Source organism: Novosphingobium aquae (genome assembly GCF_037572715.1).
Taxonomy (GTDB): Bacteria; Pseudomonadota; Alphaproteobacteria; order Sphingomonadales; family Sphingomonadaceae; genus Novosphingobium; species Novosphingobium aquae.
This window is the reverse complement of record NZ_JBBHJY010000011.1, coordinates 50,523-64,241: the sequence shown is the minus strand read 5'-3', so window position 1 is coordinate 64,241 and position 13,719 is coordinate 50,523. Positions and strand designations below refer to the sequence as shown.

At 63.9% G+C, this 13,719-nt stretch carries 11 protein-coding genes; 2 read left to right on the top strand and 9 right to left on the bottom strand.

The genetic code is table 11. From position 1 onward, the window contains the following. Positions 1–49: 49 nt before the first annotated feature. The gene (locus tag WG900_RS18330; RefSeq protein ID WP_339969515.1) at positions 50–1,366 is read left to right on the top strand and encodes a cytochrome P450; all 1,317 of its coding nucleotides are present in this window, start codon (positions 50–52) and stop codon (positions 1,364–1,366) included. Between the two features lie 12 nt (positions 1,367–1,378). Further along, positions 1,379–2,662, top strand: coding sequence for a cytochrome P450 (locus tag WG900_RS18325; protein WP_339969513.1), 1,284 nt, complete (start codon positions 1,379–1,381; stop codon positions 2,660–2,662). Here the strand turns inward: WG900_RS18325 and WG900_RS18320 are convergent, their stop codons facing one another. The 9 genes from WG900_RS18320 to mdh all read right to left on the bottom strand — a co-directional run bounded on the left by WG900_RS18320 (position 2,663) and on the right by mdh (position 13,647). Beyond that, entirely contained in the window at positions 2,663–3,337 is a 675-nt protein-coding gene (locus WG900_RS18320; RefSeq protein WP_339969511.1) for a PepSY domain-containing protein, read from the bottom strand. Between the two features lie 24 nt (positions 3,338–3,361). Next, positions 3,362–3,568, bottom strand: coding sequence for a hypothetical protein (locus WG900_RS18315; RefSeq protein WP_310530889.1), 207 nt, complete (start codon positions 3,566–3,568; stop codon positions 3,362–3,364). 90 nt (positions 3,569–3,658) lie between these two features. After that, positions 3,659–5,146, bottom strand: a complete 1,488-nt coding sequence (locus WG900_RS18310) for a DUF4403 family protein (protein ID WP_339969508.1) — start codon at positions 5,144–5,146, stop codon at positions 3,659–3,661. 74 nt (positions 5,147–5,220) lie between these two features. Continuing rightward, a complete protein-coding gene (locus WG900_RS18305) occupies positions 5,221–6,030 on the bottom strand; it encodes a hypothetical protein (protein ID WP_339969506.1) in 810 nt (269 codons plus the stop codon). 5 nt (positions 6,031–6,035) lie between these two features. Beyond that, the gene (gene lpdA, locus WG900_RS18300) at positions 6,036–7,433 is read right to left on the bottom strand and encodes a dihydrolipoyl dehydrogenase (RefSeq protein ID WP_339969505.1); all 1,398 of its coding nucleotides are present in this window, start codon (positions 7,431–7,433) and stop codon (positions 6,036–6,038) included. 95 nt (positions 7,434–7,528) lie between these two features. Then, entirely contained in the window at positions 7,529–8,755 is a 1,227-nt protein-coding gene (gene odhB, locus WG900_RS18295) for a 2-oxoglutarate dehydrogenase complex dihydrolipoyllysine-residue succinyltransferase (RefSeq protein ID WP_339969503.1), read from the bottom strand. Between the two features lie 9 nt (positions 8,756–8,764). Next, positions 8,765–11,590, bottom strand: coding sequence for a 2-oxoglutarate dehydrogenase E1 component (locus tag WG900_RS18290; RefSeq protein WP_339969501.1), 2,826 nt, complete (start codon positions 11,588–11,590; stop codon positions 8,765–8,767). 137 nt (positions 11,591–11,727) lie between these two features. After that, the gene (gene sucD, locus WG900_RS18285; protein WP_339969499.1) at positions 11,728–12,618 is read right to left on the bottom strand and encodes a succinate--CoA ligase subunit alpha; all 891 of its coding nucleotides are present in this window, start codon (positions 12,616–12,618) and stop codon (positions 11,728–11,730) included. A gap of 69 nt (positions 12,619–12,687) precedes the next feature. Beyond that, entirely contained in the window at positions 12,688–13,647 is a 960-nt protein-coding gene (mdh, locus tag WG900_RS18280) for a malate dehydrogenase (RefSeq protein ID WP_339969497.1), read from the bottom strand. Positions 13,648–13,719: the final 72 nt, after the last annotated feature.

Sequence of the window (13,719 nt, the reverse complement as noted above, 5' to 3'; positions counted from 1 at the left end):
ACGACTGCTTTTGTGATACACAATAGATCATAATTTGGGAGTGCTGAGAGTGGGTCGGGATTTCGCGCAGGTCGATTTTTACACCGACGAGGCACTGGTCGAGGAAACGCACGAGTACTTCCACTGGCTGCGCGAACAGGGCCCGGTGGTGAAAATGCCCGGGCGCAATGTTTATGCCGTTACCGGGTTCGATGAGACCATCCAGCTCGCGCTCGATACCGAGCATTTCAGCACGATCAATTCGGTGATCGGCGCCGAAGTGAAGATCCCCTTCGAGATCAAGGGGGACGACATCCGCGCCGAATTGGAAGCCGCGCGGGGGAAGATCGAGTTTTCCGACCAGATCACATCGCAGCAGGGCAAGCGCCATACCGACCTGCGTTCGATCCTCGCCCGTCTGTTCACACCAACGCGGCTGCGCGAACTGGAGCCGAGCTTGCGAACCACGGCGGACAGCCTGATTGGTGAATGGGTGGCTGATGGCAAGGTGGAGGTCGCCACGCAATATGGCGGGCCCTATGCCACGCTGGTCATCGCAGACGTGCTCGCCTTGCCGGAGGATATGCGCAACCGTTTTCGCCGGATGCTTGATGGTACGGTGCCGGTGAAAATCGGGGCCACCCGTGAGGAGATGATGAAGAACCCACTGGTGGCGCTCGGCAAGGACCTGTTCAAGCTGCTGGCCAAGCGGCGGATCGCCAACCAACCGCTGATGGCGCCGTTTGCGCGCGCGCTCGGCAAGCGCAATGACGTTCTGAATGACGTCGCCACCGCGCGGTTCCCCGATGGCGCCAAGCCCTCGCTGGTCGACATCACCTCGCTATCCGCCTTCCTGTTCGGCGCCGGGCAGGACACCACCAACCGTCTGCTGTGTACCTGCCTCAAGGTCATCGCCGAGCGCGCGGACGTGCAGCAGGCGCTGCGCGATGATCCGAAGCGCATCCCCGACTTTATCGAGGAATGCCTGCGGCTTGACGGCGCGGTCAAAAGCGGTGGGCGCATCTGCCAGAAGACCACCACGCTTGGCGGCGTTGAGATCAAGGCGGGATCGATCATGATGTATTCGCCGATGGCCGCAAACCGCGATCCGCGCCGGTTCGAAAATCCCGATGAATTCGTCTTCGACCGCCCGAAGATCCGCGAACATGTTGCCTTTGGCCGCGGCGCGCACACCTGCATCGGTGCGCCGCTCGCTCGCCGCGAGGTGACCGTCAGCCTTGAGCGGCTGCTCGCGCGCATGGGCAATATCCGCCTGTCCGAAGCGCATCACGGCCCGCCCGGCGCGCGCCGCTTCAAGCATGAGCCGACTTACGTGCTCAATGCGCTGCACGATCTCCACCTTGAATTCGATCCGCTTCCAGCCTGAGAGGCCCCGGCCATGTCTTCGATAACTGCCCAGTCCGATTTCTTCACTGACCGCGAAGTCCTGCTCGATCCCTATGGCTACTTCGAAAAGCTGCGCGAGCATGGCCCGGTGTTCCGGATGCCGAACCGCGACGTGGTCATCGTCACTGGCTTTGCCGAGGGCGTGTCGGTGCTGCTTAACCACACCGACTACTCCTCGGTCATCAATCCCGAGCCGCTCGCGCCGCTGTCCTTCGTGCCCGAAGGTGACGACATTTCCGAACAGATCGCGCAGGCCAAGCCGGCCAATCCCTCGCTCGAACTGCTGGTGACCTATGACGGTGATCGGCACACGGCGGCACGGCACTTGCTCAACCCGCTGTTCGTGCCTTCGCGGCTGAAGGCCAACAAGGACTTCATGGCGCGCTACGCCGATGCCATGGCGCAGGACATGGTGGCGCGCGGATCGTGCGAACTGATCAATGAAGTGGCGACGCCCTATGTCACCATGGTCATCGCCGACCTGCTCGGCGTGCCGGAAGAAGACCGCCAGAAGTTCCGCGACGTGATCGATGCAGGGCCGCCGCCCGGCAACATGGACACCGCTGGCGAGGACCAGCAGGCACCCAAGGGCAGCAACGCGCTGATGTTCATGGCCGGGTTCTTCTTCCAGTATCTGACTGACCGCCGCGCCAACCCGCGCGAGGACGTCATGACCGAGCTGGCGCTGGCGCGCTATCCCGACGGATCACTGCCTGACATTGGCGAGGCGGTGAAATCGGCGATGTTCCTGTTCGCTGCCGGGCAGGATACGTCAGCGAAGCTGCTCGGCAACGCGTTCCGTTTCCTCTGCGACCGGCAGGACATCCAGCAGCAGCTGCGCGAGGACCGTTCGCTGATCCCCGGTTTCATCGAGGAGATGATGCGGCTTGAAGGTTCAACCAAGGCGACCTTCCGCCTGTCCAAGCGGCGCACGAAGATCGGCGATTTCGAGATACCGGCCGGCCAGCGCGTGGTCATCGCCTTGCCGGCCGCCAACCGCGATCCGCGCCGCTGGGACGATCCGCATGAGTTCAAACTGGGCCGCCCGCGCATCAAGGAACACATCGGCTTCGGTCGCGGCGCGCACACCTGCGCCGGGGCGCTTCTGGCGCGGGTCGAGGTGGCAGCCCTGCTTGACAGGTTCCTTGAGCACACCAGAAGCTTCGATCTCGCCGATGCGCACCACGGTCCGCGTGACAACCGCAAGGTCGATTACGAGGCGAGCTATATCATTCGCGGGATCGAGCGTCTGTTCGTGGAATTCCAGCCGGCCTGATCAGGCGGCAGGCTTTCGGCGGCGCCGTCGGAACAGCAGGGCGGTGCCGAACAGGGACATGACCAACGCCAGCCCGCCGAAGGTCCAGATCCACAGGTTATGGGCATTCTCACGCTCGCCCGGGTCCATGATGTGCAGGCCCCAGAGAAAATCGTAGAAGCGCCACCAACCGGTGCGCAGAGCCAGAACCTCGCCGCTATCGGCATCGATATAGATATGCGTGTCACCGCTGAATGACGCCCGCCACGAAGGGCGCGAACGGCGCAGATCGAGCGGCGCGTCGCGTTCGGCGAATTCGCGCAGGCTCTCGAGCTTTTCGGGTCCGGCATAGACGGCCAGAGCGATGCGGCGGGCCTCTGCCTCATCAACGTGCGCAAGCATTTCGCCTGTCCGTGCATCATAGCGGCGGACGGACTTGTCAGCGCTGGTAACGATCCACACCGCGCGGCCCACCGAATCGATCAAGGCGATCTTGGCGATCTTTCCCGAAGCGCGCGGCGCGACAAGGCCCGCGGCATCGACGGGAGCCGCCGTCCGGCGCAAATGCTCGCCGCGAACCTCGTCAATCGGCTTTGCCGCCATTACGAGGCCGCTGACCAGCCAGATCAGGATGGGCAGGCTGACAACCCAGCCCAGCCAGATATGCCAGCGGGCCAGACGTTGCATTCTGCGCATGGGCGCGCCTTGTCCCTCGGCCCCTTATTCCTCGACCAGCGCCTGCACCTTGGTCAGCACGCCCTGAATGCGTTCGGCGGCTTCGGTGAAGGTGGCGACTTCCTCGCGCGCATTGTTGCGGCCGCGGGCTTCCTTGGCTGCTTCGAGATAGCCTTCCATGTCCGCCTCAAGCGCGTCGGACAGGATTTCGAGCTCGTCCTGGGTGAGCTTCAGCGTAACGGTGGCGGCCATGTTCGTCAGGTTCCTTGGAATTGAAGGCTGCGCCATAATGCCCTCGCGCGCAGGGGGCAACCGGCTTGGTTCAGCAATTGCCGCGCAACATCAGCGGATCGAGACCAGTTCGATGGAGGCCGTGCCGGTGCCCCAGACGGGCAGGTACAGGCCCTGGCCGGCAGCCTTAAGGGAATCGGTGCGGATTTCATCGATGCGTGCGCGGATCAGCAGCTTGCCTTCGCGCTTCTCGTCGATCGCGCTGCTGACCTTGAGCATCAGTTTGTTGTAATCGCGCCCGAAGTTCTGGCCCAGCGCATCGCCGATGGTCTGGGCAACCGCCGGGGTATTCGCCAGCGCCAGCAGCAGCTTGGTGCCCGTATCGTTGCTCTTGCCGGTAACCTCGACCGCGCTGAAAGTGACTTGCTGGGTGTTGGGCGGATTGACCGGCATCCCCGTCAGCCAGATCATGCCTTCGGCGCGCGGGAACTGGTTCGCTACATCCTGCGCCGTGAAATTGACGCCCACCGCGATGCGGCCGCCGGTGGTGCCATAGAGCGTGACCTTGCCGAATGTCGCGTTCACCGCACCTACGCCCGGCACCTCGAACGGGCGGGCAGACCGCTTGACCAGCGCCTTTTGTACGACGGGTTCAAGCTGCGCGTAATCCGCGATGACCGGGATGAAGAACAGCATCCGGCCCGGCGGCCCGGCAAGCCGGCGCAGCGGCGGCAAAGGGCTGGCGGCGGGGTCGGCGGGACGGGGGCCGACGAAGGTTTGGGTCAGCGCCTTCATGCCAAGGTTGATGCGCAGCCGGTTGCCTTGCACCGTATAGCCGCCAAACTGCAGTTCCTGCGGGGTAACGCGCATCCACACCGGCGGGTTTGATCGGTTGAGCTGCAACGAAGTGAAGGCCTTGCCCCAGGCCGCCTGCACGTGTTCACGTACCTGCAGCTTGGCCAGTTCACGCGGCAGGGTCTGTTCCAGCCGGGCAATGACCCCGCGCAGCTTGGCATCGGCCTTGCTGGTGAATTCAATACGCTCGCCCATGAAATCGATGCCCGGCTCGCGCGTCCAGTCATAGGCGATGTCGACCTTCGCGCGCGGGTTCCAGTCGGTTCCCATGTCGAGTGTTATCAGCGCCCGTACCTGCGCGTTTGCCGTACCGGTCTCCTGCTTGATGATCCCGGCGATGCGCTGGGCGCGGATTACCGCCCTGATTGGCATGGTGACAATGATCTGGTGGCCTTTGCCCGATATCGCGAGCGGCCCGCGCGTGACTTCGCCCACCAGATCGCACTTGATCTTCGGGGTCTTGATCTTGACCACCAGCACCTTGACCTTGCTGGGCGAAACGCAGGTCTGCCCGGCCTTGTTGATCGTCCACAGGCGCTTGGGGACAGCAGTTTCAAGCGCTGCGCGCAGCTGTGCAAGGTCGGCCTCCACCGGCACGGCGATCAGCGAGGATTGCGGCGGAATCACCACCTTGTCATTCGATCGGGGCGGAGCGACTTCGGCCTTGTCGTTAGTGCATCCCGCAAGAGTGAGCGCGGCAACGATTGCCAGCCAAATCCCTCGGACCCTGATCCCTGTTGTCATTCACCCGCCCCGCTCGCTCGATCTGGAGAGAACGCGCGTAAGGTGAAGCGGTTCCTGTCTGCGTGCAACCGTTGTCAGACAGGGGCGGGATTGGGCCGCGCCCGGCCGAGCAGGCCCAGCGCGATGCCGTATCCCAATATCGGCGCGGCGCCATAGCCGATCAGCGGGGTCGGGAAGGGGCCGAGCAGCGATGCAGCGGCAAGGCCTAGCAACCAGCCGGCAAGAGCAGCCCCTTCAAACCGCCTGCCAGCGGAGGTGAGAGCGGGGGCCGAAATTGCTGCCAGCAAAGCCAGCGGAATCAAGAGGCCCGGCAGACTGCCATGGCGCCAGATGTTCTGCAGCACAGTTTCCACAAACGGCACGGGTTCAAGCCGGTCAGGCCTGATAGCGGTGACGCCGAGCGCTGCTGCGGATGCCGCGAAAGCAATCAGTCGGTCCCAGCGGAACTCGAAGAACAAGGCGAGGCCGATCGCGCTGGAAAGGGCCAGCGCCGCGCCCATGTCGGGCTGAAGCATGACCAGCCCGGCCATGACAATCGCCGCCGCCGTGCCGAACCAGTCCGCCCGACGCTGGAATGCCACGAGGAATGCAGGGCCGAACAGGGCTGCCGCATGGAGTCGCAAGGGTCCGATGGCGATCCAGCGGTGAACCCCGTCGACATCCGGGCCGAAGACAATCGATGCTGCTATGGCGAGCGGGGCGAGCCACAGAGCCACAAGCTCCAGCTTCTGGCTCGGTGTGCGCCATAGGACAGCGGCAATCGCCAGGGCCAGACAAGCCGCCAGCGCGTTCACAGCCGCAAACATTGGCGGCGCGCCGGCCGTCAGCATCCAGACAATGCCGCCAGCGACCGCAGCGAGATACGCGGCGATCGCTGCGCGCATGGGCATCAGATGTGGATCGGCTTGCCGGTCACCGCCATCGCGGCTTCCTTGATCGCTTCCGAATGGGTCGGGTGAGCGTGGCAGGTATAGGCGATGTCTTCGGACGTAGCGCCGAATTCCATGGCGAGCGCAGCCTCGGCGATCATCGTTCCGGCAACGGTGGCGATGCACCACACGCCCAGCACCTTGTCGGTCTTGGCGTCGGCGATGATCTTCACGAAACCGTCGGGTTCATGGTTGGTCTTGGCGCGGCTGTTGGCCATCATCGGGAACTTGCCAACCTTGATTTCGCCGCGCTCTTTCGCCTGTTCTTCGGTCAGGCCGACGCCGGCGAATTCGGGCTTGGTATAGACCACGCCGGGGATGACATCATGGTTCACGATGCCGGTCAGTCCGGCGATGTTTTCGGCCACGGCAATGCCCTCGTCTTCGGCCTTGTGCGCCAACATAGGCCCGGGAATGACGTCGCCGACAGCCCAGACGCCGTCAATCTTGGTGCGGAAATCGTGGTCGGTCTCGATCTGGCCGCGCTGGTTGCGCTCCAGCCCGATGACTTCGAGGCCGAGGCCGTCGACATTGGGGCGGCGGCCGATGGAGACAAGCACCACATCAGCCTCAAGCGTTTCGGCGGCACCGCCAGCCGACGGTTCGACCGTGACGCTGGCCTTCTTGCCCTTGACCGTTACGCCGGTCACCTTGGTCGAAAGCTTGAGCGTCATGCCCTGCTTCTTGAAGATCTTGGCGGCTTCCTTGCGGACGTCGCCGTCCATGCCGGGGAGCAGCTGGTCGAGGAATTCGACCACCGTGACTTCCGCGCCCAGCCGGCGCCAGACCGAGCCAAGCTCAAGCCCGATCACGCCGCCGCCGATGACGATCATCTTCTTCGGCACGGCGGTCAGTTCAAGCGCGCCGGTGCTGTCCACGACAACGCCCTTGGCATTGTCGATCTCGACGCCCGGGAGGGGCGTGACCGACGAGCCGGTGGCGATGACGATGTTCTTGGCGGTCACGGACTTGCCCGCGACATCAACCGTGTGCGCGTCTTTGAACGCGGCGTAGCCCTTCAGCCAGTCGACCTTGTTCTTCTTGAACAGGAACTCGATGCCGCCCGTCAGCCCCTTGACCGAATCCTTGCGGCTCGCCTGCATGGTGTCGAGATCAAGCTCGGGCTTAACCTTGATGCCCAGCTTGGCCATCTCGCCATTGGCGGCGGCGTCGAAGTATTCGGAGGCATGGAGCAGCGCCTTCGACGGGATGCAGCCGACATTGAGGCAGGTCCCGCCCAGCGTCTCGCGCCCTTCGGCGCAGGCCGTCTTGAGGCCCAGCTGCGCCGCGCGGATCGCCGCGACATAGCCGCCGGGACCGGCACCGATGATGAGGACGTCGTAGTCGTATTCAGCCATTGTATTCTCCGTCATCCCGGGCTTGACCCGGGATCGCTGGCCGCTGGCTCCGGACTTGGGGCCAGCGGTCCCGGATCAAGTCCGGGACGACGTTATCACAAATCGATCAACAGGCGCGCCGGATCTTCGATAGCTTCCTTGATCGTCTTCAGCGCGGTCACGGCTTCGCGGCCGTCGATCAGGCGGTGATCATAGGACAGCGCGATGTACATCATCGGGCGGATGACGATTTCGCCGTTGCGGACGACCGGGCGGTCCTCGATGCGGTGCAGGCCGAGCACGGCGCTCTGCGGCGGGTTGATGATCGGAGTGGACATGAGCCCGCCGAACACGCCGCCGTTGGAAATGGTGAAGGTGCCGCCCTTCATCTCGTCCATGGTCAGCGTGCCTTCCTTGGCCTTCTTGCCATAGCCGGCAATGGCCTTTTCGATCTCGGCGAAGGACATCGAATCCACGTCGCGGACGACCGGCACGACCAGCCCGTTCGGCGCGGAGACCGCCACGGAAAGGTCGACGTAATCGAAATAGACGATCTCATCGCCCTGGATCTGGGCATTGACCGCGGGAATGTCCTTGAGCGCAAGGCACGATGCCTTGGCGAAGAAGCTCATGAATCCGAGCTTCACGCCGTGCTTCTTTTCGAACAGGTCCTTGTACTTCTCACGCGTGGCGATGACGGCGGACATGTCGACATCGTTGAACGTCGTCAGCAGCGCGGCGGTTTCCTGCGCGGACTTCAGGCGCTTGGCGATGGTCTGGCGCAGGCGCGTCATCTTGACGCGTTCCTCGGCGCGACCACCGGAGGAAGCGGGTGCCGGGGCGGGGGCTGCGGGGGCGGAGGCTGCCGGGGCTGGCGCAGCGCTCTTGGCGGCAGCGGCGGCAAGGACGTCTTCCTTCGTGATGCGGCCGTCCTTGCCCGAACCCTTGATGCTCGCCGGGTCGATCCCGTGTTCCAGCACCGCGCGGCGCACGGCGGGGGAGAGGGTGACAGGGTCTTCGGCAGCTACGGGGGCTTCGCTGGCCGACGCCGGGGCAACCGGGGCTTCGGTGCGTTCGGCCACCGGCTCGGCGCCGGCAGCGGGAGTGCCGTCCTCGATCGTGGCGATAAGCGCGCCGACGGCGACATTATCGCCTTCCTTTACGATCTGCGCGCCCATAACGCCGGCAACCGGCGACATGACCTCGATCGCGACCTTGTCGGTTTCAAGGCTGGCAATCGGCTCGTCGGCCTTCACCGCTTCACCCGGCTGCTTCAGCCACTGGCCGATGGTGGCTTCGGAAACGCTTTCGCCCAGCGTGGGGACTTTGACTTCAACGGACATGATGTTTCCTCAAGCCTTCTTCTGGCGACGGATTTCTTTGCGGACGGACAGTCCCAGTGCATCGGCGACGAGCGCGCCCTGTTCACTGGCGTGCCGCGTGGCGAGACCGGTGGCGGGGGAGGCGCTGGCCGTGCGGCCGGCATAGCGCGGACGCGTGACCTTGCAGCCGGCGTCCTTGAGCACGTCTTCGATGAATGGCTCGACGAAGGACCATGCGCCGTTGTTGCGGGGCTCTTCCTGGCACCAGACAACGTCTTCAAGGTTCTTCATGCGCGAAATGCGCAGGCCCAGCGGTTCGCCCGGGAAGGGATAGATCTGCTCGATCCGCAGGACGGTGGTATCCTCCAGCCCTTCGGAATCGCGTGCTTCCATCAGGTCGTAGCCGACCTTGCCCGAGCACAGTACCAGCCGCTTGATCTTCTCGTCCGCCGGCGGCGTGCGATCGGCCATGATGCGGCGGAAGTGGCTTTCGCCGATGAAGTCCTCAAGCTCCGACTTAGCCAGCGGGTGGCGCAGCAGGCTCTTGGGCGTCATGATGATCAGCGGCTTGCGGAACGGGCGGTGCATCTGGCGGCGCAGCGCGTGGAAGTAATTGGACGGCGTGGTGATGTTGCACACCTGCATGTTGTCCTGCGCGCAGAGCTGGAGATAGCGCTCGAGCCGGGCGGACGAATGCTCCGGCCCCTGACCCTCATAGCCGTGCGGCAGCAGCATCACGAGGCCGTTGGCGCGCAGCCACTTGCTTTCCGAACTGGCGATATACTGATCGATGATGATCTGCGCACCATTGGCGAAATCGCCGAACTGCGCTTCCCAGAGCACGAGGGTCTTGGGATCGGCGCTGGCATAGCCGTATTCGAAGCCGAGCACGCCGTATTCGGACAGCGGACTATCGTGCACTTCGAACTGCCCGTGCGGCACGGTGCTGAGCGGAACGTACTTGTTCTCGCTGGTCTGATCGACCCACACCGCATGGCGCTGGCTGAAGGTGCCGCGGCCCGAATCCTGGCCTGACAGGCGGACGGCATAGCCTTCCGACAAGAGCGAGCCATAGGCCAGCGCTTCGCCCGTTGCCCAGTCGAACCCGGTGCCATTGCGGAACATGTCGCGCTTGGCTTCAAGCACGCGTTCAAGCGTCTTGTGAATGGTCAGGTCCGCGGGAACTGTGGTCAGCGTGCGGCCAAGGCTCTCGAACAGCTTGTTGTCGATCCCGGTCGGCACGTTGCGGCGCGCGGTTTCGGGGTCGACCGGCTTGTTGAAGCCCGACCAGCGCCCGCCGAACCAGTCGGCCTCGTTGGCCTTGTAGCTCTTGGAACCGGTGAATTCCTGCTCAAGGTGATCGGTGAAGCCCTGGACGATCGTTCCGGCAAACCCAGCGTCGATCACGCCTTCCTGCACCAGACGTTCGGCATAAAGGTCGCTGACGGCTGGGTGCTGGCGGATCTGCTGGTACATCAGCGGCTGGGTGAAGCCGGGCTCATCGCCTTCGTTATGGCCGAAGCGGCGATAGCACCACATATCGACCACGACATCGCGGCCGAAGGTCTGGCGGTAATCGATCGCCAGCTTGCAGGCGAAGGTCACGGCTTCGGGATCGTCACCGTTGACGTGGATGATCGGCGCCATGACGCCCTTGGCCACGTCGGACGGATAGGGCGAGCCGCGCGAGAACTTCGGGCTGGTGGTGAAGCCGATCTGGTTGTTGATGATGAAGTGGATGCAGCCGCCGGTGTTGTAGCCCTTCACGCCCGAGAAGCCGAAGCACTCCCAGACGATGCCCTGGCCGGCAAAGGCCGCATCGCCGTGGATCAGCACGGGGAGCACCTGCTTGTGCTTGCCCTTGCCGATATCGTCGTGGAAATTCTGGTAGGCGCGGACCTTGCCGAGAACGATCGGATCGACCGTTTCGAGGTGCGATGGGTTGGGCATCAGGCTCATGTGCACCTTGATGCCGTCAAATTCGCGGTCGGTGCTGGTGCCGAGGTGGTACTTGACGTCGCCCGATCCGCCGACATCCTCAGGGTTGGCGGTGCCGCCCGAGAATTCGTGGAAGATCACCTTGTACGGCTTGGCCATCACGTTGGCGAGAACGTTCAGGCGGCCACGGTGGGCCATGCCGTAAACGATTTCCTTCACGCCGCGCTGGCCGCCGTACTTGATCACGGCTTCAAGCGCCGGAATCATCGATTCGCCGCCATCAAGGCCAAAGCGCTTGGTGCCGACGTACTTCTTGCCGAGGAACTTTTCGTACTGCTCGCCGCGGATCACGGCGGTCAGGATCGCCTTCTTGCCTTCGGGGCTGAAGTGGATGTGCTTGTCGGCGCCTTCCATGCGGTCCTGCAGGAAGCGGCGCTCCTCGACATCGGCGATGTGCATGTATTCGAGGCCGACCTTGCCGCAGTAATTGCGGCGCAGAGTCTCGACGATTTCGCGCACGGTGCCCCATTCGAGGCCGATGTAACCGCCAAGGAAAATGCGGCGATCAAGGTCGGCAGCGGTGAAGCCGTGGTAGGCCGGATCGAGGTCGGCGGGAATGTCCTGCTTGGCAATGCCGAGCGGATCCAAGTCTGCGGCTAGGTGCCCGCGCACGCGGTAAGTGCGGATCAGCATGACCGCGCGGATCGTGTCCGACGCGGCGGCTTCGAGCGCGCCTTCATCCAGCGCCGCGCCCGCCTTGGCCGTCGACGCCTTGATCGCCGCCTTCAGGTTCATCGGGTCGAGCGCCTGGGTCAGATCGTCTTCCGATGAGCCCCCGGCGAGCGGCCAGCCGCTGCGCTGCCAGCTTGGGCCGGGCTGCGGATCCGCGGGATAGAATTCGAAGCTTTCGTTGCCCATGATTCACCTAATCGGCAGCAGGGCGGCCCGGCTGCTTCAAGTTCTTGCTTGCAAGACCTGGGCGCTCCCGGGGAGGAAAACAGCCCTTGCCCTTGTTATGGTTGCTCTCGCCTGAAGGGTGCCTTCCGGCAAAACCCTCAGGCAAGCTCCTTCAGCAGCGCCGCGAGCGTGGTGCCGAGTTCGGAAGGCGAGGGGGAAACGCGGATGCCCGCTGCTTCCATCGCCGCAATCTTGTCTTCCGCGCCGCCCTGGCCGCCCGAAACGATGGCGCCGGCGTGGCCCATGCGGCGGCCCGGAGGAGCCGTGAGGCCGGCGATGAAGCCGACCATCGGCTTCTTGCGGCCACGCTTGGCTTCGTCCTTGAGGAACTGCGCGGCTTCTTCTTCGGCGCTGCCGCCGATTTCGCCGATCATGATGATCGACTGCGTAGCGTCGTCGGCGAGGAAAAGTTCCAGCATGTCGATGAAGTTCGTGCCGTTGACCGGATCGCCGCCGATGCCGACCGCCGTGGTCTGGCCAAGGCCGACCGCCGTGGTCTGGTGGACGGCTTCATAGGTCAGCGTGCCCGAGCGGCTGACGACGCCAACGCTGCCCTTGGAGAAGATGTTGCCCGGCATGATGCCGATCTTGCATTCGTTCGGGGTGAGAACGCCAGGGCAGTTCGGGCCGATCAGGCGGCTCTTCGAACCGGTCAGCGCGCGCTTGACGCGGACCATGTCGAGCACGGGAACGCCTTCGGTGATGGCGACGATCAGCTCGATCTCGGCGGCAATCGCCTCAAGGATGGCATCGGCGCAGCCGGCGGGCGGAACATAGATGCAGCTAGCGGTGGCGCCGGTGACGGCCTTGGCTTCTTCAACCGTGTCGAACTGCGGCAGGCCGAGCGATTCCGTGCCGCCCTTGCCCGGGGTCACGCCCGCGACCATCTGCGTGCCGTATGCCAGCGCCGCTTCGGTGTGGAAGCTGCCTGTCTTGCCGGTCATGCCTTGAGTAATGACCTTGGTGTTCTTGTTGACGAGAATGGACATTCGGGAAACTCCGGGGAAGGAAACGCGGCCGCGGCAATAAGCCGCGGCCGTTTGTTCAATCAGTCAGGATCAGGCGAGCGAGCCGTCGATGCCCTTGCAGGCAGCAACCAGTTCTTCAACGGCGTCGATCGAGACCTTGAGGCCGGCCTTGGCAGCATCGTCGAGAGCGATCTCGATCACTTCTTCCACGCCGTCCGAACCGATGACCACCGGAACGCCGACATAGAGGCCGTCGATGCCGTACTTGCCTTCAACGAAAGCAGCGCAGGGCAGGATGCGCTTCTGGTCGCCGAGGTAGGCTTCGGCCATCGAGATTGCCGAGGCTGCCGGGGCGTAGAATGCCGAGGTGCCGAGCATGCCGACGATTTCGCCGCCGCCGCCAGCCGTGCGCTTGATGATCGCGTCGATGCGTTCCTGCGTCGAGCGGCCCATCTTGATGAGGTCAGGCACCGGGATGCCCTTGACGGTTGAGTAGGAGGCCACCGGCACCATGGTGTCGCCGTGGCCGCCGAGTACGAAGCTGGTGACGTCACGCACCGAAACGCCGAATTCCTGCGCGAGGAAGGTGGAGAAGCGTGCCGAATCGAGCACGCCTGCCATGCCGACCACTTTGTTGTGCGGCAGGCCGGAAAATTCGCGCAGCGCCCAGACCATCGCGTCGAGCGGGTTGGTGATGCAGATGACGAAAGCGTCGGGCGCGTTGGCCTTGATGCCTTCGCCCACGGCCTTCATCACCTTGAGGTTGATGCCAAGCAGGTCATCGCGGCTCATGCCCGGCTTGCGCGGCACGCCGGCGGTGACGATGATCACGTCGGCGCCTGCGATGTCCTTGTAATCGTTCGATCCGGTGACGTTGACGTCAAACCCTTCAACCGGGCCGCACTGCAGCAGGTCGAGCGCCTTGCCCTGGGGAACGCCTTCGGCAATGTCGAACAGGACGACATCGCCCAGTTCCTTTTGCGCGGCCAAATGAGCCAGCGTGCCGCCGATGTTACCGGCGCCGATAAGGGCAATCTTCTTGCGAGCCATGTCTATCCACTTCCCAGCTGCGGGAGAATCTGGCGATCAAGGGCGTGCCGCACTAGTCCCGCTGGCATGACG

What these genes read in the sequence shown, in the direction of transcription:
- WG900_RS18290 (WP_339969501.1), bottom strand. Translation starts at nt 11,590, where the DNA reads ATGGGCAACGAAAGCTTCGAATTCTATCCCGCGGATCCGCAGCCCGGC.
- lpdA (WP_339969505.1), bottom strand. Translation starts at nt 7,433, where the DNA reads ATGGCTGAATACGACTACGACGTCCTCATCATCGGTGCCGGTCCCGGC.
- WG900_RS18315 (WP_310530889.1), bottom strand. Translation starts at nt 3,568, where the DNA reads ATGGCCGCCACCGTTACGCTGAAGCTCACCCAGGACGAGCTCGAAATC.
- sucD (WP_339969499.1), bottom strand. Translation starts at nt 12,618, where the DNA reads ATGTCCATTCTCGTCAACAAGAACACCAAGGTCATTACTCAAGGCATG.
- WG900_RS18320 (WP_339969511.1), bottom strand. Translation starts at nt 3,337, where the DNA reads ATGCGCAGAATGCAACGTCTGGCCCGCTGGCATATCTGGCTGGGCTGG.
- WG900_RS18310 (WP_339969508.1), bottom strand. Translation starts at nt 5,146, where the DNA reads ATGACAACAGGGATCAGGGTCCGAGGGATTTGGCTGGCAATCGTTGCC.
- WG900_RS18325 (WP_339969513.1), top strand. Translation starts at nt 1,379, where the DNA reads ATGTCTTCGATAACTGCCCAGTCCGATTTCTTCACTGACCGCGAAGTC.
- odhB (WP_339969503.1), bottom strand. Translation starts at nt 8,755, where the DNA reads ATGTCCGTTGAAGTCAAAGTCCCCACGCTGGGCGAAAGCGTTTCCGAA.
- WG900_RS18305 (WP_339969506.1), bottom strand. Translation starts at nt 6,030, where the DNA reads ATGCGCGCAGCGATCGCCGCGTATCTCGCTGCGGTCGCTGGCGGCATT.
- mdh (WP_339969497.1), bottom strand. Translation starts at nt 13,647, where the DNA reads ATGGCTCGCAAGAAGATTGCCCTTATCGGCGCCGGTAACATCGGCGGC.